A 20,895-nucleotide genomic window follows, 5' to 3' on the forward strand; every position below is an offset into this window, starting at 1 on the left:
GTCCGGCTACCGCTTGACCAGGCCAAGGTTTTCCCGGAAACAACGCCCTTCATAACGCTTTCTGAGTAGACCGCGCTTCTGCAAGAGTGGAACGACCTGTGCCACGAACTCGCTCACGCCTCCCGGTAGATGGGAGAACATGACGTTGAAGCCGTCGGCGGCTTCCTGCTGCAGCCACAGCGCCATCTGGTCAACGATCATTTCGGCGGTTCCAACCATTTCCAGCCCCTGGTAACCGCAGACCCGCCTCGCCAACGCAAGGATGCTCAAGTTTTCGCGCGCTGCAAGCCGCACCACACGATCACGGCCGCTCTTGCTCGCATTGCTCTCGGGTATTTCAGGCAGCGGGCCTGCCGGATCGTAGGCAGAAATGTCGTGCCCCAACGCAATGGAGAGCGTCGCGAGGCAACTTTGATCATCCACCAGCTCATCCAGCCTCGATCTTTTGCGTTGCGCCTGCTCAAGGGTGTCGCCTAATACGACAAGGACTGCGGGAACGATTTTCACCGCATCCGTGCGGCCTGCGGCCACAGCTCGTGAGCGCATGTCGGCATAAAAAACCTGGGCCGATGCAAGATCGGTCTGATACGTAAAAATGACTTCGGCCGTCTCTGCCGCAATCTGCCGCCCCGCTTCGGATGCACCGGCTTGTACTATCACGGGACGCCCCTGAACCGGCCGCGCTACGTTGAGCGGGCCTTTCACTGCGAAGTGAGGGCCTTGGTGATTAGGCGTATGCAGCTTGGCGGGATCAAAGTAGACGCCACTGGCTGCATCCATGCAGAACGCATCCGCCTCCCAGCTTTCCCACAGCCCCTCCATCACCTGCGAGAACTCTCGGGCGCGGTCGTACCGTGCGCCATGCTCCAGGTGCGACTGCACGCCGAAGTTGGCGGCCTCGTTCGGATTACTCGACGTGACTAGATTCCACCCGGCCCGGCCGGCACTGATGACATCCAGTGAGGCCAGGCGGCGTGCGAGCATGTATGGTTCGTTATAGGTCGTACTGGCGGTTGCGATCAACCCGAGGTGCCGCGTCACTGCCGCCAACGCCGGAAGCAGCGTCAATGGATCAAGCGTAACCACGCTAGAACTGCGCATGAGCGTGTCGACGGAACCTGCGCGAACCGCAAGTGAGTCAGGCAAAAAGAGCCCATCAAACCGACCCTTCTCAAGGGTTTTGGCGAACCACTTCATGTGCTCGAAGCGTCTGTGAAAATCGGGTATCGCACCCGGATAGCGCCAGGCGCCGGCATGAATGCTGGGCATGGCCAACAGGATGAGCTTCTTGAGTTGTGGGGTCATTGCAGAGTACTCGTCATGGAGATCCGTGCTCGCAAAGACCGATCCACAATCAGGAATGGAGCCCCTTGCGAGCAGTATTCGAGGCGCGCTCGCACGCCGTAGACTTTTTCCAGCAAGGCCGGTGTCAGGACATCAAGGGGCCGGCCGGTGGCATGCACCTGCCCTTGATGAAGGACCACCACGTGGTCCGCGAAACGCAATGCGTGATTGATGTCGTGAATGGCCATGACGACGCACATCGAGCGTGCGCGCGCCAACCGACGCAATAAGTCGAGCACATCGAACTGGTTTTGCAAATCCAATGCGCTCGTGGGCTCATCCAGTAACAGGACACTGGGGGCGCGGATCATTGCCTGGGCGATCGACACGAGTTGCCGTTGGCCGCCGCTCAAGGCGGCCAACTCGCGGTCGGCGAGCGCGTTGATCTCCAGCGTCTGGAGCATACGGGTGACCGCATCCAACTCATTGCCATCAACGCCCCAGCCGCTGCCCTGCTTGCTCGCAAGCAGCACTGCTTCAAACACTCGCAGCGAGGAGCCCATGGAAATATCCTGGGGGACGTGTGCGGGGCGGTTGCGATGATGAATAGACCAGGTCTCGACAGCCTGCCCTGCCACAGTCACAGTGCCTGCGCCACCCAGCTCGCCCGCAATCCGGCGCAGCAGCGTGGACTTACCCGCAGCGTTCGAACCCAGCAGCGCCGTGATGCTACCCGCCGCCATCGGCCCGAAGCTGACGTTCTGCAATACCGTATGGCCGTCGAAGGCTACCGACACGTCCGCTATGTTGAGCAGTGCGGTCATCGCGTCTTCACTCGCAAAATCAACGCAAAAAATAAGGGCACGCCCACCAGGGATGTCACTATTCCAATCGGCAGGGTTTGCCCCGCGACCAGCGATTTACTCAGTACCGAGGCCGCCGACAGCATGCATGCCCCACATAGCGCAGAGGCCGGAAGGAGAAAGCGCTGGTCCTCGCCTACCAGCATTCGGGCAATATGCGGCCCCACCAAACCGACGAACCCGATGGTGCCCACAAAAGAGACGCAGATAGAGGCGAGCAGACTGCTGAGCAGAATGCCGCGTAAGCGCAGGCGCGCTACGGGAATCCCCAAAGCCGTCGCCCGGGCCTCTCCAAGTTGTAATGCCGTCAATGCCCAGGACTGGCGGGCGAACGTAAACGATACGATCACGAGAATGACGCTCATGATGCCGAGCTTGGGCCACGTAGCACGCGAAAGACTGCCCATTGTCCAGAACACGACAGCAGACAGTGCCTGGTCGGGGCCGATGTACTGCAGCGCCTCCAGCAGCGCCGAGAACGTAAAGACCAGGGTCGTGCCCAGCAATATGATCATTTCGGTGGTGATACCGCGTTTGCGACTCAGGCGATGAATGAACAACGCCGCTGCCATCGAAACGAGGAACGCATTGACGGGGATGGCGTAGGCGACAGCCGAAGCAGGCAGAACGCTTACACCCAATATCAGACCGAGTGCGGCGCCAAAGCTCGCCGCGGCCGACAAGCCCAAGGTGAACGGGCTCGCCAGCGGGTTACCGAGCACTGTCTGCATTTGCAAACCCGCAATCGACAGACTCGCACCGACGACCAGAGCCGATAGCGCCACGGGTAGTCGAATGTCCCAAAGTATCACGCTCACCTGGCTCGACGACGCGTCTTGCATCAAGACGGACAGCAGCTCCATCAACCTGTAATGCGCCGGGCCGATGGAAAGGTCGATCGTGAAAAACACAAGGATAAGCAGGCTAATGCCGACGATCATGCTCAAGCGGCGTTTCGCAAGGCGGCTGTATAGGCTCCGCCCACGGGTGAGTTCGGCCTGTGTGCCGATGGCTGGCTTCGTCATCATGATGCTCCATCCAGGCTCAGCCAATAACCGGGTTGATAAGGAACCGGAAGAAAACGCGCGTGGAACTCGCGAAACGTCGCGTCCGGATCCAGCGATGCGAAGAGTTCGGGATGAAGCCACTTTGCTATCCGCTGCAATGCGACAAAGTAGTACGGATTGTCATAGAAGGGATGCCAGATAGCGTGGACCCTTCCCGCCCTCACCGCCGACAGTGAGCGATAAGCCGGCCGACGCATCAACCGTCGCAAACGCGCGAGCCCTTGCGCGGGGTCGGCGCCGGGCCCGAGGTTGACCCAGTCTCCCGCAGGTGAATAAAGCGACCAATTTGCGCCGGTCACCAGGATGACATCCGGGTCGCTGGCGATAACCTGCTCGGGATGCAAGGTACCGAACGTACTGCGCAGGAAGTGAGAGCCGAGGTTGTCACCTCCGGCGACTGTGACAAGCTCACCGAAATTGCCTTCGCCGTACGTCAGGCAGCAGTCGTCATACAGACCTGCAGCGCGCTCGACCATGACACGAGGCCGTGCTTGAACGTTTTCCAATGGCAACGTGACACGTTCGATCTGCTCTTGGCGAAAACGCAGAAATTCGCTGGCACGCTCGGCTCGCCCAAGCAGTGCGCCGAGGATCTGCAGGCTTCGCAAGGTGTTATCAAACATCCGGGTGCGAAAATCCACGAACACGATCGGAATGCCCACCTGCGTCAACCGTGCCATCAGGCCCGACGACTCGGCGGCGGCCTTTGAACTGAGGTTCATGATCACCACGTCCGGCGCCAACGAAATCGCTAATTCGCTACCAATGGAGTCGAGCGTCGCGGCTGGAAACGATGGAATGCGGCCCATCTCGGGAAACTTCCGCAGATATGCCCGATAGCCATCCAGGTCCGCAGCCTTGAAGTTCTCGCCCCAACCCACAACGTCAGCAAATGGCCGGTCCGGAAGCAGCACCGCCAAGACGTAAGCCAGCGTGCCGTCCCCCAGCAGCACCCGCCTCACAGGTCGATCTATGTGTACATTACGGTCAGCAACATCCTTGAATGACACACGTGCGGGCGCAGCGGTGAGACTTCGAGAAAGGCTGATCAACATTCCAGCCGCCATCAGGCGCCCCAGAACACGGCGCCTTGAATACAGAACATCGCCCATTTGGCTCACCAACGGTAAGTGAGAGAAGTGGTGGCCGTACGATCCTGCCCGACAAAGCAATACATGGCCGAGGTACAACTTGCGACGTATTCCTTGTTAGTCAGGTTGCTGACATTGAGCGCCAGCGAAGCGCCTTCAAGCGAAGGCGCAATTGAACCAAGCTCATAGTTCAACGCCAGGTCAAAAAGCGTGACCGCCGGAACTTTGAACGTGTTAGCTGGATCGCCGTACGACGCGCCCAGGTAACGCGAGCCTGCTCCGATTTTCAGGCCGGACAAAGATCCGCGCCCTATGAGGTAATCAAGCCACAGGGCAGCGCTGTGTCGGGGGGTTTGTGTCAGGCTGTTGCCTTGGTAGGTCGTATCCTGGACCAAGGCGTTATCCAGGTAGCTGTAACTGGCAAGCAGATTAAGATTTTCGACCAGCTCGGCAGTGGCTGAAAGATCGACACCACGGCTGCGCACCTTGCCCGCCTGGGTATTGAACCCCAGATGGGCCGCATCGGCGGTTTTGACGTTGGTCTGTTCCAGATTGTAAATGGCGGCCGTCAGCAATGTTCTGGAGTCGGCGGAGTGAAACTTGATGCCTATCTCCGATTGTGTCGTTTCAGTCGGGACGAAAGCACTCCCGTTGTAACCGCTGCCTATCAACGGATTAAAAGACGTGGCATAGCTCACATAGGGAGAAATGCCGTTGTCAAACTGGAAACTCAGGCCTGTACGCCCCGACCACTTCCCGTTGTTCATCCTGGTGGAGACCGAAGTAGGGGAATAACTTCGCGTCACGTCGTCTGTTTCGGATTTATCGTAGCGTGTGCCCAACGTCAGACGCCATCGGTCATAAGAAATCTGATCCTGTACATAGAGGCCCAAGCGATCGAACTCCTGCTTCTCGGACCAAGGTGCTGCGCGGCTTGCCGTGAAGTCTGGTTTGACATGCGGGCGATAGTCCGAGCCGTAGGGGTCAACAAGATAAGGGCCACTGCTATAGAGGGCACTGCTTACAGTGCCCGAGGCAAAATCGGCACCCACGATAACGTCGTGCTTAGTAGGCCCTAGCTGGAGGCTGCCACTGACATAGTTGTCCATCGAGAACGTATTGGAACTGGAAGGGGAAATCTCATAAGTGTTTTTTAGCAGTGGCTTCCCGTTGACCACCGAATACCCGTAGACAACGCTTCTTTGCAAATCCGAGGCGATATGCATGTAGCGCATAGTGCTCGTCACCTTCCAGTCATTGTCGAACGAGTGGGTGAAGTTGGAGCTGATGTAATATTGTTCGCGGGACGAGTCATCAAACGACATATCCCGGTAGTTCCTGTCCCGATCTATTGATGGATAGGGACTTTTATTCAGCCCAAGCAGGTTAGCCGGCAAAGAGTTGTAGTTCGGTATTTCGGGCTCCCGAGAGTGAACAAGCTGGACAGTCCAAGAGGTTTGCTCCGTCGGCTGCCACGTCAGCGAAGGCGCGAGATAGAGCCGCTTGTGGCGTACATCTTCGATCTGGTCATTCGCCTTCAACCCTGTCGCGGTAAAGCGATAGAGCAGCGTCCTGTCACTGTCGATTGGACCGGTTGAATCCACGCCAAGAAACGTACGATCGAAGCTGCCAAATTGTGTCGTGACCTCATGCGACTCCACCTCTTGGGGCTTGCGAGTTACCTGGTTGACTATGCCTCCGCCGGTTGATTGTCCATAAAGATAGGACGACGGTCCTCGCAATACTTCGACACGCTCCAGTGTGTAGGGATCGACCTGGGGCGACCAACTGCCAGGGTTACTGATTAAGCGCAACCCGTCCAAATAGTAATCGGCTTCGACGCCGCGGATTTTTGTGAAGTCGAGCTGATCTCCGAAGGCCCCGTATTTTTCGCTATTGGCGCCTGCCGTATAGCGCAACGCCTGACTGGTGGTTTTTATTTGCTGGGTATCCATCTGTTCGCGCGTGACTACCGACACGGATTGAGGAATTTCCAGGATCGAAGTGTCGGTCTTGGTGCCCAGCCCGGATTGCTCCGCAACATAGCCATGTACGAGACCAGACTCCCCTCCCTTCGTGCTCACCCCAGTGACACTGGTGGCCGGCAAGGTGAGCACACCTGCAACGGGTGGGATTGGATCATTCTCGGTCGTGCGCTGCGCAAGGTCATCAGCGTGAGCCATTTGATAAGCGCACAGGGTTAGCGCAGAGGCGATCACCGCGCACTGCTGAGCGGTGCGGCGAAAGTGGTTGGGTTTCGAGCTTGGAGAGGGATGAATCAGCGGCCAGTTGTTCATTTTTTACACGGCGTCAAGCGGACTGGGAGGCAAATTCTATTCACTGACTGACTGACAGTCAATTCAAATGAGAAGTAACATCATTTGTGCCTTGCGTGCCTATGTAATCACTTCAGCTCAATTACCGGGCGCCACTTGTATGAACCCGTGCAACGAGGGTGTTGCCGCGCCGTCGCAACGCTGCGAAAATTCCCCAAAAGCCACAATTTCCGCATAAGGAAAAAGGCATCATGTCGTATACGCGTTGGCCAAAAGCTCAACATCATGCAGTGATCCACGCCAAGCATGAACTGGTGATGCGTCCCCCCGCGTGGCGTGCCCGGGCCAACCTTTAATGAATGATCAACGACTGCTCCAGAAGGTATAACTGGCCATGAACGGCGAAGGTAAGCCCCCCCCCACGAACTCTCAACCTGTGCGCCTCGCTGTCGGACGACGCACGCTTTTGTTGAAGTAGGAGCATCCGGATGCGGACGGACTATCGAGACCAATCACAAACAATACGCCGCTTAATTTCAAGTAATACTTTAATGCTGAATTTCTGCTTCGCGCGTGTTTTCCGTGACATGCGTACAAGGTTAAATTACAGCTTTCGAAAGACAAGCGACTTGATACTCGGGCCGTAAACGTTCGGAAAGATGCAGATGTCACATGCTTGATGGCACGTTTTCGAGGCTGAACCGACCCTAGTATAGGGGATGCCATTAAATGATCAGGTTGTAAGCCCATGCAGCTCTCCTCCTCCCAATCCCCCTTACCAATCTGACGTAGTCATAGCCCAGTAGTTTTGCTGCCTCATTGACATCTGGCTCACTACTGCTTACTTCTAGCGCAAAAACCATTTTTCCAAATATTCAATACCACTGCACCTCAATCGCAGCCGCATCAATTCTAAATATCTAGAGTCGCAGATCGTAAATCGTAAATCGATGGCGAAAACTTTTCGTCCCACCGAGTGATGGCACATTAAACAAGCATGCATGATTATCATGTTGAATTTCAGTCAAATGGAATGACCTCACCGAGTGACAAAGTTGAGTAAATCAGCCGCTGCTGTAAGTTGGGTTGATGAACAGATATTCCACGGGAGGCCTATCCAGTTTAAATGGAGGTGCGTCCGAACATGTCCGCTTATGTTTTCAACCCACAAGCTAAGGTCTTTTATCGCCCCATAGATGCGGCGTTGCGCTGGTGCAATTTAATCCATTATGAAACACAGATTATGCAAGCTGCTTGGTCACGCCCAGAAGAACTCGCGGCTCTGTTTCCTCAATGGCCTGGCCTTTGCGCAACTACCGAAAAAATTTATGACGCGGTGCGGAACGGGGATCTGCCTTATGGCTGCCTCGGTATTTCTGTTCCTTTGGGAAGCTATGTAGAGCCCTTCCAGCTAACCATCCGCCATTCAGACTTACGTCGTTGGATGGAGACTCATTACCCGGACCATAAGCCTGTATTTTTATTCGAGTCCGGTGAGGACGCACCTGCTAAGGTCAGTCTCGGAACTTTTCTATCATTGAAAGCAGATCGAGATGAGTTATCGAGGGAGTTGACAGTACAGCAGCGTCACCTTCAAGAAGTCTTGGCAGATCTCGAGTCAATTGGATTTGAAAGAGATGGGCTCAAAGCTTTGGCCGAAACAAACGGGCAACTCAGCGAGCGTAGCGAGTTGACCTATCACAACATCATCGGAGCGTTGGTGAGCCTTTTCTTAGATCATTCGCCCGCCGGAAAGCCCCTCTCCTTATTCAAAAATCAAGCAGCGATCGTCGATGCCATTATCGCACGCTATAAGGATAAGCCAGGCCTCAGCAAACGAACGTTGGATGAAAAATTCGCCGCTGCCAATCGCAGCCTTAACCGGAATAGATAGACTGAAATATTGCACTGCAATCCCAACGATTGCAGTGCAATGACTTTCCCCTATTTCTGCTATTCAATTCAGGTCACTTGCCACCACGCACCAATCTGCGCCAGGAGTGACCAGCATGTCCAGCCAATCCTCATCCACAGTTGAAACACCTCAACCACAGATCGAACGCCACATCATGCGGCGCGAAGAAGTCGAACGAAAAACCGGTTTCAAACGGGCGCACATCTACAACTTGATGAAAGAAGGGAAGTTCCCTCAGGCTAAGCGTATTGGGTTGCGCGCTGTTGGCTGGGACTCAGTGGAGATCGAGCGGTGGGTCGTTGAGCGTTTAGGTCATAGGGCCTGATGCCATGCGTGTGGTATCGGTGATTTCCACCAACGGTGGTGTAGGCAAAACCACGGTGGCGGCCAATCTCGGCGGTTTGCTGGCGGATGCTGGCCTACGCGTCCTGCTGCTCGATCTGGATAGCCAACCCACCCTCTCCAGCTATTACGCTTTGAGCCAGAAAGCTGTTGCTGGTGCGTACGAGCTCATTGCATTCAACCTGACAACTCCTGCACAGATTATTTCCAAGACGGTGATTACAGGGCTCGACATGATCGTCTCCAACGACGCTCAGGGCCAGTTGAATACATTACTACTGCACGCCCCTGACGGGCGATTACGGCTGCGCAATTTGCTCGATGATTTCCGCCCCCGTTACGACCTGCTTTTGATCGACACTCAAGGCGCGCGTAGCGTGCTGCTGGAGATGGCCATCCTCGCCTGCGATATCGCCCTCTCCCCCATTACACCGGAAATGCTCGCCGCCCGCGAACTGCGCCGCGGCACCTTGAAACTGTTCAGTGAGCTCGAACCATTCCGTCACCTGGGCATTACACCCCCACCGCTGCGACTGCTGCTGAATCAGGTAAATAGCATCCGGGTGGACACACGGATGATCATCCGTGGTCTGCGTGAGACTTTCGCTGGGGCGACCAACATATTAGTTCTAGAAACTGAATCGCCCCGGGTTTTCTAGACACTCTCAAGGCTCGCTGCGTAACGCTTTTCAAACTCTACCGGTGACAGCTGATTGTTGAAACTGTGGCGTCGTTTTGGGTTGTAAAACATCTCGATGTAATCGAACACATCATCTCGAGCATCCTGGCGTGTAGTGTAGATTTTACGCTTGATCCGTTCCCGCTTCAGCAACTGGAAAAAGCTCTCCGCCACAGCGTTGTCGTGGCAATTACCTCGACGACTCATGCTGGCTACCAGGTTGTTAGCTTTCAAGAAGCTTCGCCAGTCTGAGCTGCTGTACTGACTGCCTTGATCCGAGTGGATCATCACCTCTTGCTTCGGCTTACGTCTCCAAACCGCCATCAGCAGTGCATCAATGGCTACGTCGCTGGTCATCTGCGACTTCATTGACCAACCAATGATCTGGCGTGAAAACAGATCGAGCACCACGGCCAAATACAGCCAGCCTTCATATGTTCGGATGTAGGTAATGTCTGTGACCCAAACTTTGTTGGGTTCTCTGACATCGAATTGGCGCTTCAGTAAGTTCGGTGAGGCAACGGCTGGCTTACCGCCGTATTTTCCAGGCCTCCGTCGATACCCAGTCTGAGAACGTAAACCTTCAAGGCGCATCAACCTAGCCACCCGGTGACGGCCACAGCTCTCACCAACCTCTCGCAGGTCATCATGGATCTTTCGATAGCCATAAACGCCACCGCTTTCCAGCCAGGAGTGTTTGATCAATCCAAGCAGTCGCTGATCGTCCTTGGCTCGCGCAGATTTTGGTTCTGATAGCCACGCGTAGTAGCCGCTGGGATGAACCTTGAGCGTCAGGCAAAGCCGTCGAATCGCGTAATGACCCGCTTGCTGCTTAATAAAGGCGTACTTCAGCCGCACTCCTTGGCAAAGTACGCGGCGGCCTTTTTTAAGATGTCTCGCTCCTCCGTCACCCGTTTCAGCTCGGCACGTAGACGACGAACCTCAGCGCTCTGATCATCCTCCTCAACGCGCTGTTCCTGAGGCTTGGTGTAGCGCTTAACCCAGGCATAGAGGCTGTGCACAGACACACCCAATCGTGCAGCCACCTCCGAGACAGGAAGCTGCTTTTCGGTCACTTGCTTGACCGCCTGGATTTTGAATTCTTCGGGATAACGCTGGTTGCTCATGGCACCTCCTAATGGGCCTCATTTTAAGGCTTGGAGGTGTCTACGAAACTAGGGGCGATTCAGATGGCCGGCCTCTTCGACCAAAAGGGCATTGATTACGCAAAGTGCGAATATCTCCATCATTTCTGCCACGCTGGCCTTGCTTCTCAACTCATCAGAAGCCTTTTCAAGGCTGAAGAACAGGCGCGTCCAGACTTTCCCCACAAAGACACCTGACGGAGAGATTTTCGACCCAAGCAGTTTCACCTCAGCTAGCCACGCGCCAATAGCCTCCGCTAACGTAGTCAGCAAATCGGTTACTGTGCTTTCGGTGTTCGGATCAAGGGCATCCTGCCCAGATTCTGAGGCCTCATCAGTACTGCCACCAGACTCCCAGACAGGTGAAGAGAGACTTAAACTTGGGTAGACCTTTGCCAATGAAAACTTTATGTCATCTAAGGTAGGGGAATCTAATTCGAGAAGTCTCTCGACTAGCCCGAGGATATTGAAGATGGATGCGTAGGTAAAAATGTGCGTTCCTGAGACGTCAACCAGCGCTAGCTCTAAGACAGGAAAACCACTAGTAGACGCTTCCTTGAACGCCGCTTTCGCCAACTTAAACCCTGCGCCAGGCTTCCCCCTCTTTAACCCGATAACACCAATGCGCACATCCCGGCTGCCCGCATAAGGTGTCGCGATCACCGCCGTTGCGTGCCTGGCCCAATCCAACGCTGTTTCTTTGCGCCCCACGCCCATGAACCGTTTAAACTGCCCTAGCAGTAATTCTGTCGCGTTCTCGGAAATGCTCGAATGACGCTTGCGAACCAGGTCGTACAACGTCACGCTACCTGGCCCTGTAAAGAGATAACGAATGAACAGGCCTGGTCTGCCCATGGCAAAGTTGGGCACCTCTGCGGCAAGCGCCACAAAACAACTTCTGATTTCTTGCTGCGCAGACATGGGGCGCAGGTAAGCGGCTGTGTCTATATCACCATCAAGCAGCGAGAGCTGAAAAACCGCCTCAGCAAGCGCAGGCAGTTCTCGAGCGGCTATCGCATCCGTATCGACATCAAATTTGTATAAATTGGTGAGTGCTAATGCCCTTAGACCGCGGGCCAAAGATTCTGTCAGTTCTCGTGACCAGCCAAAGCGATCCCCTTCCAATGCATCACCTGCTGCAAGATGGGGAGCGCAGTAAGCTAGCACCTGCAGTACGGATCGCAGGGGCTGCTTAAGAAGGAAGTCACGATACAGTCCGATATCCGAAGATGCCTTAACCCTCAGTCCCCGGGACACCAGCTCATCAACAAGTTGCTGGACTTCTCGGGTAGTGTTACCCCAAGCCTTGCAAGTCACCCGATAGCAACTGCCACGTTCTGCCGCCTGTTGGAGCAGGTTCCACATAGGCAATAATTGCAACCGTCGGTGCATGGGGAAAAGCTTAAGAAGGAACTGCTCCTCCAAATGATCGATCATTCGAAGGTACTGTGAGCTCCTATCTCGGTCGAAAAAGCTCCGGTCACCGGTTCTCTCAACACCTCGCTTCTGCGTAAGGTTTTCAGCGAAATGTTGGCGGACCAACAGGGAGTAAAGCTCCATATCGCCAGTAACCAAAACCATGATTTGGGGAGTGTCCAGATACTTGCGGATGCACTCCAACAAATTAATGGCATGGGTTGCATCTGTATCTGCATCGTCGAATGCGATCATAATCGCATGGACCTCTAACGCCTTACACGCGATGGCGAATAGGTCATGCAAATTGGATCGCAGGTTTGCGCTGTCACCCGCTCGCTCAAGCCCCCAATCCAGGAAAAGATCAGCGTCTAGATCGTTCAGTGGATGATGCTCTCGGGCAAAAAGAGACAAGCCACCTGCGACACGCTTGAACGCGTGCCGCCATTGATCACTGAGCTGCTCCTGCGCAATGCAACGCTTACGCCCCAGAACTTTTTCGACCTGTTTGCTTAGCCGCTGCAATATGACGAGTAGGATGATCTCGCTGCGTTCGATACGGCTAGGGTCGATCCTGGCAACGAAGAAGAGGTCACCATTAATGACCAAGTCTTCCTTCAAGCCACTTTCTACCGAATTCAAGAAGGTCGACTTTCCCGCGCCGCGAGTGCCATCCACGAAATATACCCATCCACTGCCTGCAGGATGTGACCGGTCGAGGGAAGTTGAGGCGAAGGTGTCCAGGTGTTCCTTAACCTGCTGCCTTAGCTCGTCGTATTTATGCCACTGGACGAGCCCCGTAGCGGGGACAGGACTATTTCTGTCACTCTGATCCAAGTCGATAATCAAAGCAGGTACTTCAGCGTTGCGGGCAGCGGACGTTCCCATGGTTCTCTCTCTAAAATTGTGTCTCTTCCTTAAGGATACGCACGCACGCGCAGTTGCCTCACCATTGGTACCTCGAGCTGCTCGGTGGCCTATTGAGCGCCCTCTCCCCCAAGGAGCAAGACAGCATCGACTATTTCATAACTCAGGAATGCGTAAGACAAGGATAACGTCAGAGGGTGGGCAAGTGTCCAGTGACCTTAGTGTCTACACAACCAATTGCTGTGAAAACAGAAAAAATGGAGGGCGCCATTCGAAAAATGTACGAGTGCCGCCGCGCCGTCCTGTCACTCGAATAGGTGCCTCGTGCAATCTTCTATTGAAGATAATTCAACTACACACTTGACCATTGATCAGTTCATTGAGCCGAAAAACCGCTCTGGACGTCAGTAGGCTAACTTCCCAAGCCCGCGTCTTTTTAGTAGTTGACCCACGCACATAGCTTCACTAAATACAAGGTACGGATCGCTGTTATCGACAGCACTTTCCCAGGTAGCCAGAACCTTCAAGGCTACGTCATTTCGGTGATGGCTCTCCCCAAGTGCGATTAGCGTTCGGAGGCTCGCACGGTGACCGTTGCTACGGTGATGAACGCCTACTGCTCTCCTGAGCGCCTTTCGAGCGCTGCTCGTGAGATAAGCCCTCTTGATTTTCTTCAACCCACTGCGGGGAAATCTTTCCCCGCACAGGACAGGTTTCTTCGCGTTTTCAACGGAGACATACCATGCCCGACTCACTGACACCGGAAACACTGAACACCCTTCGGTTGCCCATCGTGTTCACCCCTGGCGCGTGGCAACGCGCAGTACTGCTCGAGCAATCCGATCACGCTGAGAAGCTGCAGGTCGATCGGTTGAGCCACGTATTGCGCGCAGCCTTCGAAGCCCACCTGGCCTCTCCACACGAGCCCTATGTGATGTTCGAGGTTGTCCGGGTTGAACCAACCGATCACTTAGACCACGACCCGTTGCTGCAATTGAGTCTGAGCTTACTCCAAGAACCGGGTCAGCCTAGCGCCTTGCTGATAGCGCTTGCAGGAGAACACCAGCGCTAAGCGCAATTGGCGGTGTTCAACTCCACATTCGAACGGCATGCAAGACCTGCATCAATCCAGCCCATCACCCAACCGGGGAACCCTCCCCGACGGGCACGGCGTTCCTCGGTTTTTCTCTCGAGGAAATTGCCATGCGCGATATCTACCAAGACGTAACTGACAAGATCGTTACTGCGTTAGACCAAGGCGTTGCACCCTGGATCAAACCCTGGTCCTCAAGTGGCTCCGCTCACATCGGTCATCAACCCTACCCGGTCAACGCCATCACGCGACGTCCGTATTCGGGCATCAATTTACCGCTGCTCTGGGCCGAGGCCAGGTTGCAGGGGTTCACTCAAGATCGTTGGCTGACCTTCAATCAAGCCAAAAAAGCGGGTGGGCACATTCGTAAGGGTGAGCACAGCACTCTAGCGGTGCTCTACAAGCCGATGGAGCGCAAGGAACAAACCGAGTCAGGCCAACCCGTACTCGATGAAAGCGGTCAACCCAAGGTGGCTCACTTCGGCATTCTCAGGACGCATTTTCTGTTCAACATCGAGCAAACGGAAGGGCTCGAAATGCTCAATGACACCCTGCTCGAGACAGAACAGAGTGATCCCTTCCAGCCCAACAGCGCCGCGGAAAATCTGCTGTTAAGTTCAGGTGCACGCATCGTTCATCGGCCTGCCGACGAAGCCTTTTACCACCCGATCAGGGATCTCATCCAACTGCCGACAAAAGCACAATTTCACGATGAAGGCGGGTACTACGCCACGGCACTGCATGAGCTGACGCACTGGACCGGGCATCACGCTCGGTTGCAGCGCGAAGGCATGACGTCAGCCTGTCCGTTCGGCTCGCCCGACTATGCATTTGAGGAGTTGATCGCCGAGATGGGCGCTGCTTTTTTATGTGCCTACGCCGGTATACAGGGGGAGCTGCGCCACGAGGGCTACATCGACTCCTGGCTCGGCCTGCTCAAGGCAGACAAACGCGCGATCTTTCGCGCCAGTGGTCAGGCCCGAAGCGCCTCGGAGTATGTACTCAACCTGGAGCAGATGGTAATGGATGACTCACGATGCATGAATGATGGAGTTTGATCGTTAACTCACCGCTGCAATCGCATCACAGGGCCCAACGCGAGTTGGGCCCTTTTTCTGCACCCAGAAAAATCCCCATGCCGCGGGGCTCTGATGCAAAGAGTCAGGGATGGCACACACCCGCAGCCTGTCATTCCGCATCCAGGTTCTGCGCCAGAAAATCCACCAGCTCGAGCGGACTTCGGCTATCGATTACCTTGTAGATCAGATCACGCTTACTGCGCGGTAACTTCTTGACCACGCTTTTCGCCGAGGCCCTGACGGCTTCGTCGGTCCCATGGATACGTGCCGCGAGCAGCAGCACGAGCGTGGCGTCAGTGAGATTCATGGCAAGACCCAAAAAATAGGCACCGCAGTGTACCGACTCTTGTCTTTGCCGTACCAGCCCCCAACAAAACGATGTCTAGCAAAATCAATATCCCGATTGCCGCACAAAGGGACACGAGCCAAAAGGACAGGTAAGGGTTGGAAGGGAATGGGGACTCAAGGGTAAGAGCCCTATCCGAAAAGGCTAAAAGGCCACGGACCCAGCCACCTCCCGGGGGTCAAGATGCTCAGTCTGTTTCGCCACAAAAAGCAGAAGCCACCTCCGCCACCGACCGTCAACGTCGCCGAAGGTTACCTACCCGTTGAGTCGGCCCACAGCTTGTTAGCGGCGGAGCACCGCCGTCAGTTGCTTGATCGCATCTGGCAGTACACCGCCCTCTCCCATCCGCAATTCAGCCAGCTCTACTTAAATCCGATCCATCGCTTCGCCGAATTTGTCCAGCAACTCCCAGCCAGCGAGACGCACCACCATGCTTATCTTGGCGGCATGCTCGACCATGGCCTGGAGCTGGTCGCTTGCAGTTTGAAGCTGCGCCAATCCTATTTACTACCCACCGGCGCCGCGCCCGAAGACCAAGCCGCCCAGACCGATGCCTGGTCCGCCGGCATTGCCTATGGCGCGCTGCTGCATGACATTGGCAAGATCGCCGTGGACCTGCTGGTCGAACGCCAGGATGGCCGTGTCTGGCATCCTTGGCAGGGCTCCCTGGATCAGCCCTACCGTTTTCGCTACCTCAAAGGGCGCGATTATCACTTGCACGGCGCCGCAGCAGGTTTGCTCTACACGCAAATTCTCGATCGTCCCATCCTCGATTGGCTCAGTGGATTTCCGCCACTGTGGGCCAGCTTGCTGTATGTCCTGTCCGGTCAGTACGAACGTGCCGGCGTGCTGGGCGAATTGGTGATTCAAGCTGACCGAGTCTCCACCGCACAGAACATCGGTGGCAACCCGACCAAGGCGCTGCAAGCGCCGATTCATTCGCTGCAACATCACTTGATCAGCGGACTGCGTCATCTGGTTCAACACGAACTGAAACTCAACCAGCCGGGTGCCGCGGGTTGGTTGACTGAAGACGCACTGTGGCTGGTCAGCAAGACGGTCACGGACAAGCTGCGAGCCTATCTGCTATCGCAATCGATTGAAGGTATTCCTTCATCCAACATCGCCGTGTTCGACGAACTGCAATCGCATGGACTGGTCGAGTCGACTCAAGAAGGTAAAGCGATTTGGACTGCGCTCGTGGCGCAGGGAAACTGGCAGCAGACCTTCACCTTTCTACGCCTTCAACCGACGCTGATCTGGGGGAGCGAAAACCGGCCTGAGACTTTCGGCGGAACGGTGAACATTGCAGTCCATGACTACCCGACTGACGCTTCGGTAATACCACCAGCACCCAAGACAGTCAGTGTCGGATCGCGTCAAAACCAATCGCAGCCAGATCCCATAGCTACGGACGACGCTGACTACCTCGGCACGTTGCTGGATATGTTCGAGTTAGAGAAGCCTGAGGCCAGCGATGAACCGTCCGCAAGTGCTCTCGAAACCTCAAATCCTCTTTTGGATAATCCTGGGAAAGCATTTCTGAATTGGGTCAAGGAAGGCATCCTAAGTCACAAGCTAATCATCAATGAGAGCAAGGCTAAAATCCACACGGTAGGCGGTACTGTGTTTCTAGTAACACCTGGTCTCTTCCAACGTTATGTTCAGGAGTTTCCTGATGTCTCTCTGGGCGCCTGTCAAGAGATTGAAGAATGGAGATGGGTACAGAAACAGTTCGAGAAACTGAAGGTCCACAAAAAGCGAGATAACGGCCTAAACATCTGGACCTGCAAGGTACAAGGCCCCAGAAAAAAAACTTACTTGAAGGGCTACCTTATCATCGAGTCGGCGTCTCTTATAAAAAACCCTCCGCCAGATAATCCCGCCCTAACACTTGATGCCAGCCAGTAGCTATATCTGCCTGACAGTATTGCATGGGACAACTAGTTAGCCAAGCGCACTACAGAAATTTAAAAGAAAAATTAGACCAATCAATTAAGACAGACGAATGTCTTGTAACACTGTACCCCGCATAGCGAACCCTTCAGAGAACTCCTCCAAAAAATTTTGGCATCCCCCTCCCCTCAAGAGCCACACCAGGGAATTGAGAGAATCGTGTAGCTTCCTAGACAGGATGGAGGCGCCTCCCCATTCACCTCACATCACATCACATCACATCACATCACGTGATGTGATGTGATGTGATGTGAATGGGAAAAATCCGAGTTGAGTCGCCGAAAGCCACGAGTTCCGAACATCCGTCCCGTGTGGTGCAGGTCGACTAGGGCTAGGCAAGCTTGTCGACCCCGGCCTAGTTAGTCGCATTCAGGCTGTAGGTAACCGGCTATGAGCCGCGACCGTCGTAAAGCGCTTAATCGTAACTTATTTTGTAGATATCAATGAATCAATGCGACCTGTGCAGGTGCCTATGCCCTCAGTCACGCTGCTCCAAAAATGAGAGGGATGGATAGCTCACAAGTGCACGCAGCCTACTCGCGACATACCTCGTTCCTGTGCAACAAAGATTGAAGTTAGGTGCAGGCGAGGCGTCCGACACCGATGTGCATCAGTCTCATAGCTCAGCGGAAAATATGAACTGCCCTCCCTGCAAAAACACTTGATGGTCAGTGTTTATAAAGGCGATTTTAGCCCCGTCGCGTGATAATGCGCTCTAATCCTCTGGCCACACTTCCGCCTATATCCATCATTTTACTAACGATGACGATCAACACCCTCCAAGGATTCCGAGCCTGGGCCTTGAATATTTTGCGCACTACAGAGGCCTCAATCCCCCCAAATAACTCGCGACTAGAGTGCGAAATTTTAATTCCGATAAATAGCGGGAATAGCAACGCAAGGTATGCCCATCGCTCATTTATCACGGCCTTTTGGCTCTCGTACCTATCTCTAGCTTTGACTTCGGCATTCCAGTGATAGTTAATGTAGGGCAATACACCTTCAACTGACAAGAGATATTGATCGAAAATATCTACCTCTCCCTTAAGCAAGTCCGGATGCTGATTTAACTCGACAGGAATGCGCTGGCAATCTGGATCCTTATTACTACCCCTACAATAGTTCTGATTGTAAACGCGAATAGCATCGATTACTTGTCGACTGCCCTTACCCTGATCACGTGGCAATTGGAACAGGTGCAAAGATGAGGGGGCATCATTATATTTGCGCCCAACCCAATTGTCCTGCGCTCGTTGATCTATATAAGCACGCGCTTCAATTACCCAATTACAAAGTACTGGGTTACTGGCAGCGAATGACACTTCGCGGCATCGCACCGAAGTTTTTGCGAATTGCGGTTGCAGCACCGAGAAGCCCGCTGACAAATCCCTCTCATGCTGGGCTACGTTATCGGCCATGCTCTTGAGGCTGCCATCAGACACGTAGAATACCACTGCAGTCAACCCGAGCATGTACCAGAGGTGATCGAATGCACTCTTGCTCTTCTTGCCGGCTCTCATTGCGTGCAGGAAAAGAGTCGAAATCGACCAGCTAACAAGCAAGAGAAGGATCGAATTGACCAGAGCCCCCTGAACACTGCCTAACTGATCCGATCCACCAGAGCCAATGACGTACGTATCGGGAACGACCGCCACAATGTTGTACAGGCCCGACAGCGAAAGCAATCCTGGTATGAGCCACACCAGAATAATCATGATTGCCAGACGTCGTGACAATACTCGTGCAGCCAGTACATTAAGTAAGCAGATAACGGGTAGATGAAGTAGATAAAGCGCGGCCACAGAACTAATGATGCCGAAGTCCATGGTCGCCCCCTGCCATATGCTGGCCCACCCCATAGCCTGAAAGTTCTGCATCAGCGAGTATGAGCCAGTCAACACAAGCGAATAATACGGAAGCGAAAACTGTAAAAGCCACTGGAACATGAAACCTTCCTTTAAAAAACAGCGCACAAACTAGATGCGAATAAGTCTCGCCGAATGCGGTAGTAGCAAATTTGGCTTAGATTTGGAAATAGAAATCGTAAATCTACAAACGACCGATTTAAGCAGTTCAATCTTTATCGGCAAATACAAAGAGCCACTGTATAGCCATTATTACATATTTTGGCAGAAAGTGATCGACGTGACCATGTGCATGGAGGCGCTCAGCGACGAAAGTCGCAGGCTAGGTGTCCCACGTACTGATTACGCACGAAACGTAAATCAAGTCTGTGCATTCAGACTATTTTTCGCTCGTATGCCACGTTGTACTCTTGAGCCTCGGATAGTCAGAACAGCCCAGACAGCTGATGAATTTCTCACCCACCAATGCCTGATATTCAGCAGTCGCTTGAAGCGCCAACCCTGGAGGTTGAAGGAGGCGACGGGCGAGTGGGTAAAGGTCAGTCCGAATAGTCGGCTGCGCCTCGGCAGCGGCGAAGCCCTTCGAGATGCCGCTCTGCTGGGACTGGGCATCGCTTATCTGCCCACCTTCCTGACGACTGAATACGTTAATGACGGAAGGCTCATACAGCGGCACTCGAGACACCACCTCTCGCCTGAAACGACTGCTGGAGCAATCTGGTTTAAAAGTAGCTGTCCTGAGGGCGTCAGTGGATACCGCCAGGCGCGAGGATTGGATCCTCGACCAAGTAGACAGAGGTGTCGACGTACTGATCACTAACCCGGAGCTGGTCAAGACCGGGTTGGATTTGCTCGATTTTCCGACCATTGCGTTCCTGCAGACGGGGTACAACGTGTACACCTTGCAACAGGCAGCTCGACGGTCATGGCGGATTGGGCAAAAGCAGCCGGTGCGGGTGGTTTTTTTGGGCTATGCGGAAAGCTCGCAAGTTACCTGCTTGCGGCTGATGGCCAAGAAGATTGCAGTATCTCAGAGCACGTCGGGAGACGTACCGGAGTCAGGTCTCAACTCGTTGAACCAAGATGGGGATTCAGTGGAAATGGCCCTTGCTCGACAATTAATTGCTGTATGACCTCAAGGCCACCTATGGGTGGCCTTTTCATTCCAACCGTTGGCACTTAGTCAACAGGCATTCGGTCGGCTCACTTTGACGCCGCGTCAAGTACACAACTAACTGTTTACCCATACAGTTGTTTTTTGGCCAGGTTAATGAGCGTGACTCTTCTTTGTCCCATTCCCAGCGGTGGTAAAGCCCTACCACTCTATTCGTCTAAAGTCTCTGCGGGCTCTCTTTCGCCGACGTCAGATCATCTTGAGAAATTGATATCACTGGATGAGTTGTTCGACATTAGGGCACCGCACAGGTACTTGGCCAAGATCTTGGGTGACAGCATGCAAGGTAATTAAAACAGAACAGCCTCCAGTATCACAGACCCACATGCATGATAAAGCTAGAAAAATCTAGTTTTCTGCTGGTATTTATTATCTTATTGGACATTCGAATGAATTTCCGACTATCTTATCACATAGCGGCGACAAGCCACTATTTC

General features: G+C 54.1%; 14 protein-coding genes and 4 pseudogenes. 9 read left to right on the plus strand and 9 right to left on the minus strand.

Annotated elements, in window-relative coordinates:
- Positions 1-6: 6 nt before the first annotated feature.
- The 5 genes from ACM530_RS29360 to ACM530_RS29380 are packed head-to-tail and all read right to left on the minus strand — an operon-like array spanning position 7 to position 6,602.
- Positions 7-1,305: an LLM class flavin-dependent oxidoreductase gene (locus ACM530_RS29360; protein ID WP_416363866.1), complete on the minus strand. Its 1,299-nt coding sequence runs from the start codon at positions 1,303-1,305 to the stop codon at positions 7-9.
- On the minus strand, positions 1,302-2,108 hold the full coding sequence (locus ACM530_RS29365) for an ABC transporter ATP-binding protein (protein ID WP_416363867.1): 807 nt from the start codon (positions 2,106-2,108) through the stop codon (positions 1,302-1,304). The genes ACM530_RS29360 and ACM530_RS29365 overlap by 4 nt, the downstream gene beginning before the upstream one ends.
- Positions 2,105-3,172: a FecCD family ABC transporter permease gene (locus ACM530_RS29370; protein WP_416363868.1), complete on the minus strand. Its 1,068-nt coding sequence runs from the start codon at positions 3,170-3,172 to the stop codon at positions 2,105-2,107. The genes ACM530_RS29365 and ACM530_RS29370 overlap by 4 nt, the downstream gene beginning before the upstream one ends.
- The gene (locus tag ACM530_RS29375) at positions 3,172-4,326 is read right to left on the minus strand and encodes an ABC transporter substrate-binding protein (RefSeq protein WP_242200219.1); all 1,155 of its coding nucleotides are present in this window, start codon (positions 4,324-4,326) and stop codon (positions 3,172-3,174) included. Before ACM530_RS29375 ends, ACM530_RS29370 begins: the two co-directional genes overlap by 1 nt.
- A 5-nt stretch (positions 4,327-4,331) precedes the next feature.
- A complete protein-coding gene (locus ACM530_RS29380; RefSeq protein ID WP_416363869.1) occupies positions 4,332-6,602 on the minus strand; it encodes a TonB-dependent siderophore receptor in 2,271 nt (756 codons plus the stop codon).
- Positions 6,603-7,725: 1,123 nt separating this feature from the next.
- On the opposite strand from ACM530_RS29380, the gene ACM530_RS29385 reads away from it, so the two are divergent.
- The 3 genes and pseudogenes from ACM530_RS29385 to ACM530_RS29395 form a co-directional block, all read left to right on the plus strand.
- The gene (locus ACM530_RS29385; RefSeq protein WP_242200221.1) at positions 7,726-8,475 is read left to right on the plus strand and encodes a hypothetical protein; all 750 of its coding nucleotides are present in this window, start codon (positions 7,726-7,728) and stop codon (positions 8,473-8,475) included.
- A gap of 115 nt (positions 8,476-8,590) precedes the next feature.
- Positions 8,591-8,821 carry an AlpA family phage regulatory protein gene (locus ACM530_RS29390; protein WP_161904306.1) on the plus strand — a complete coding sequence of 77 codons (231 nt, stop codon included), beginning with the start codon at positions 8,591-8,593 and terminating at the stop codon, positions 8,819-8,821.
- A 4-nt stretch (positions 8,822-8,825) separates the two neighbouring features.
- A pseudogene (locus ACM530_RS29395) lies at positions 8,826-9,485 on the plus strand (ParA family protein); the annotation flags it as partial.
- Between the two features lie 8 nt (positions 9,486-9,493).
- Here ACM530_RS29395 and ACM530_RS29400 read toward each other — a convergent pair.
- Both ACM530_RS29400 and ACM530_RS29405 read right to left on the minus strand, forming a co-directional pair.
- Positions 9,494-10,644, minus strand: a protein-coding gene (locus ACM530_RS29400; RefSeq protein ID WP_104502081.1) for an IS3 family transposase whose coding sequence is annotated in 2 segments (ribosomal slippage) — positions 9,494-10,410 and positions 10,410-10,644 — 1,152 coding nt in all. Because the reading frame shifts where the segments join, the coding sequence is not laid out codon by codon here.
- Between the two features lie 48 nt (positions 10,645-10,692).
- Positions 10,693-12,966, minus strand: a complete 2,274-nt coding sequence (locus tag ACM530_RS29405; RefSeq protein WP_416363870.1) for a P-loop NTPase fold protein — start codon at positions 12,964-12,966, stop codon at positions 10,693-10,695.
- Between the two features lie 721 nt (positions 12,967-13,687).
- Here ACM530_RS29405 and ACM530_RS29410 point away from each other — a divergent pair.
- Together ACM530_RS29410 and ACM530_RS29415 are read left to right on the plus strand one after the other, a co-directional pair.
- Positions 13,688-14,017 carry a hypothetical protein gene (locus ACM530_RS29410; protein ID WP_123532914.1) on the plus strand — a complete coding sequence of 110 codons (330 nt, stop codon included), beginning with the start codon at positions 13,688-13,690 and terminating at the stop codon, positions 14,015-14,017.
- Positions 14,018-14,148: 131 nt separating this feature from the next.
- Entirely contained in the window at positions 14,149-15,096 is a 948-nt protein-coding gene (locus ACM530_RS29415) for an ArdC family protein (RefSeq protein WP_416363871.1), read from the plus strand.
- A gap of 130 nt (positions 15,097-15,226) precedes the next feature.
- On the opposite strand, the gene ACM530_RS29420 is transcribed toward ACM530_RS29415, so the two are convergent.
- Positions 15,227-15,424 (minus strand): hypothetical protein, encoded by a 198-nt coding sequence (locus ACM530_RS29420; RefSeq protein ID WP_007901093.1) that lies wholly within the window; start codon positions 15,422-15,424, stop codon positions 15,227-15,229.
- A gap of 222 nt (positions 15,425-15,646) precedes the next feature.
- Between ACM530_RS29420 and mobH the strand changes: the two genes are divergently transcribed.
- Positions 15,647-17,374 carry a MobH family relaxase gene (gene mobH / locus ACM530_RS29425; protein WP_416363872.1) on the plus strand — a complete coding sequence of 576 codons (1,728 nt, stop codon included), beginning with the start codon at positions 15,647-15,649 and terminating at the stop codon, positions 17,372-17,374.
- 734 nt (positions 17,375-18,108) lie between these two features.
- On the opposite strand, the gene ACM530_RS29430 is transcribed toward mobH, so the two are convergent.
- Entirely contained in the window at positions 18,109-19,365 is a 1,257-nt protein-coding gene (locus ACM530_RS29430; protein WP_416363873.1) for a hypothetical protein, read from the minus strand.
- Positions 19,366-19,678: 313 nt separating this feature from the next.
- Between ACM530_RS29430 and ACM530_RS29435 the strand changes: the two are divergent.
- The 3 pseudogenes from ACM530_RS29435 to ACM530_RS29445 form a co-directional block, all read left to right on the plus strand.
- Positions 19,679-19,948 (plus strand): annotated as a pseudogene (locus ACM530_RS29435) (LysR substrate-binding domain-containing protein); the annotation flags it as partial.
- Between the two features lies 1 nt (position 19,949).
- Positions 19,950-20,417 (plus strand): annotated as a pseudogene (locus ACM530_RS29440) (DEAD/DEAH box helicase); the annotation flags it as partial.
- 137 nt (positions 20,418-20,554) lie between these two features.
- Positions 20,555-20,746: pseudogene (locus ACM530_RS29445) on the plus strand (peptidase S24); the annotation flags it as partial.
- Positions 20,747-20,895 lie beyond the last annotated feature (149 nt).

It is taken from the genome of Pseudomonas sp. NFX183 (assembly GCF_047943075.1).
GTDB lineage: Bacteria > Pseudomonadota > Gammaproteobacteria > Pseudomonadales > Pseudomonadaceae > Aquipseudomonas.

Coding starts and splice junctions, on each gene's coding strand:
- ACM530_RS29380 (WP_416363869.1), bottom strand. CDS start 6,602: ATGAACAACTGGCCGCTGATTCATCCCTCTCCAAGCTCGAAACCCAAC.
- ACM530_RS29405 (WP_416363870.1), bottom strand. CDS start 12,966: ATGGGAACGTCCGCTGCCCGCAACGCTGAAGTACCTGCTTTGATTATC.
- ACM530_RS29370 (WP_416363868.1), bottom strand. CDS start 3,172: ATGACGAAGCCAGCCATCGGCACACAGGCCGAACTCACCCGTGGGCGG.
- ACM530_RS29430 (WP_416363873.1), bottom strand. CDS start 19,365: ATGTTCCAGTGGCTTTTACAGTTTTCGCTTCCGTATTATTCGCTTGTG.
- ACM530_RS29420 (WP_007901093.1), bottom strand. CDS start 15,424: ATGAATCTCACTGACGCCACGCTCGTGCTGCTGCTCGCGGCACGTATC.
- mobH (WP_416363872.1), top strand. CDS start 15,647: ATGCTCAGTCTGTTTCGCCACAAAAAGCAGAAGCCACCTCCGCCACCG.
- ACM530_RS29375 (WP_242200219.1), bottom strand. CDS start 4,326: ATGGGCGATGTTCTGTATTCAAGGCGCCGTGTTCTGGGGCGCCTGATG.
- ACM530_RS29415 (WP_416363871.1), top strand. CDS start 14,149: ATGCGCGATATCTACCAAGACGTAACTGACAAGATCGTTACTGCGTTA.
- ACM530_RS29360 (WP_416363866.1), bottom strand. CDS start 1,305: ATGACCCCACAACTCAAGAAGCTCATCCTGTTGGCCATGCCCAGCATT.
- ACM530_RS29385 (WP_242200221.1), top strand. CDS start 7,726: ATGTCCGCTTATGTTTTCAACCCACAAGCTAAGGTCTTTTATCGCCCC.
- ACM530_RS29365 (WP_416363867.1), bottom strand. CDS start 2,108: ATGACCGCACTGCTCAACATAGCGGACGTGTCGGTAGCCTTCGACGGC.
- ACM530_RS29390 (WP_161904306.1), top strand. CDS start 8,591: ATGTCCAGCCAATCCTCATCCACAGTTGAAACACCTCAACCACAGATC.
- ACM530_RS29410 (WP_123532914.1), top strand. CDS start 13,688: ATGCCCGACTCACTGACACCGGAAACACTGAACACCCTTCGGTTGCCC.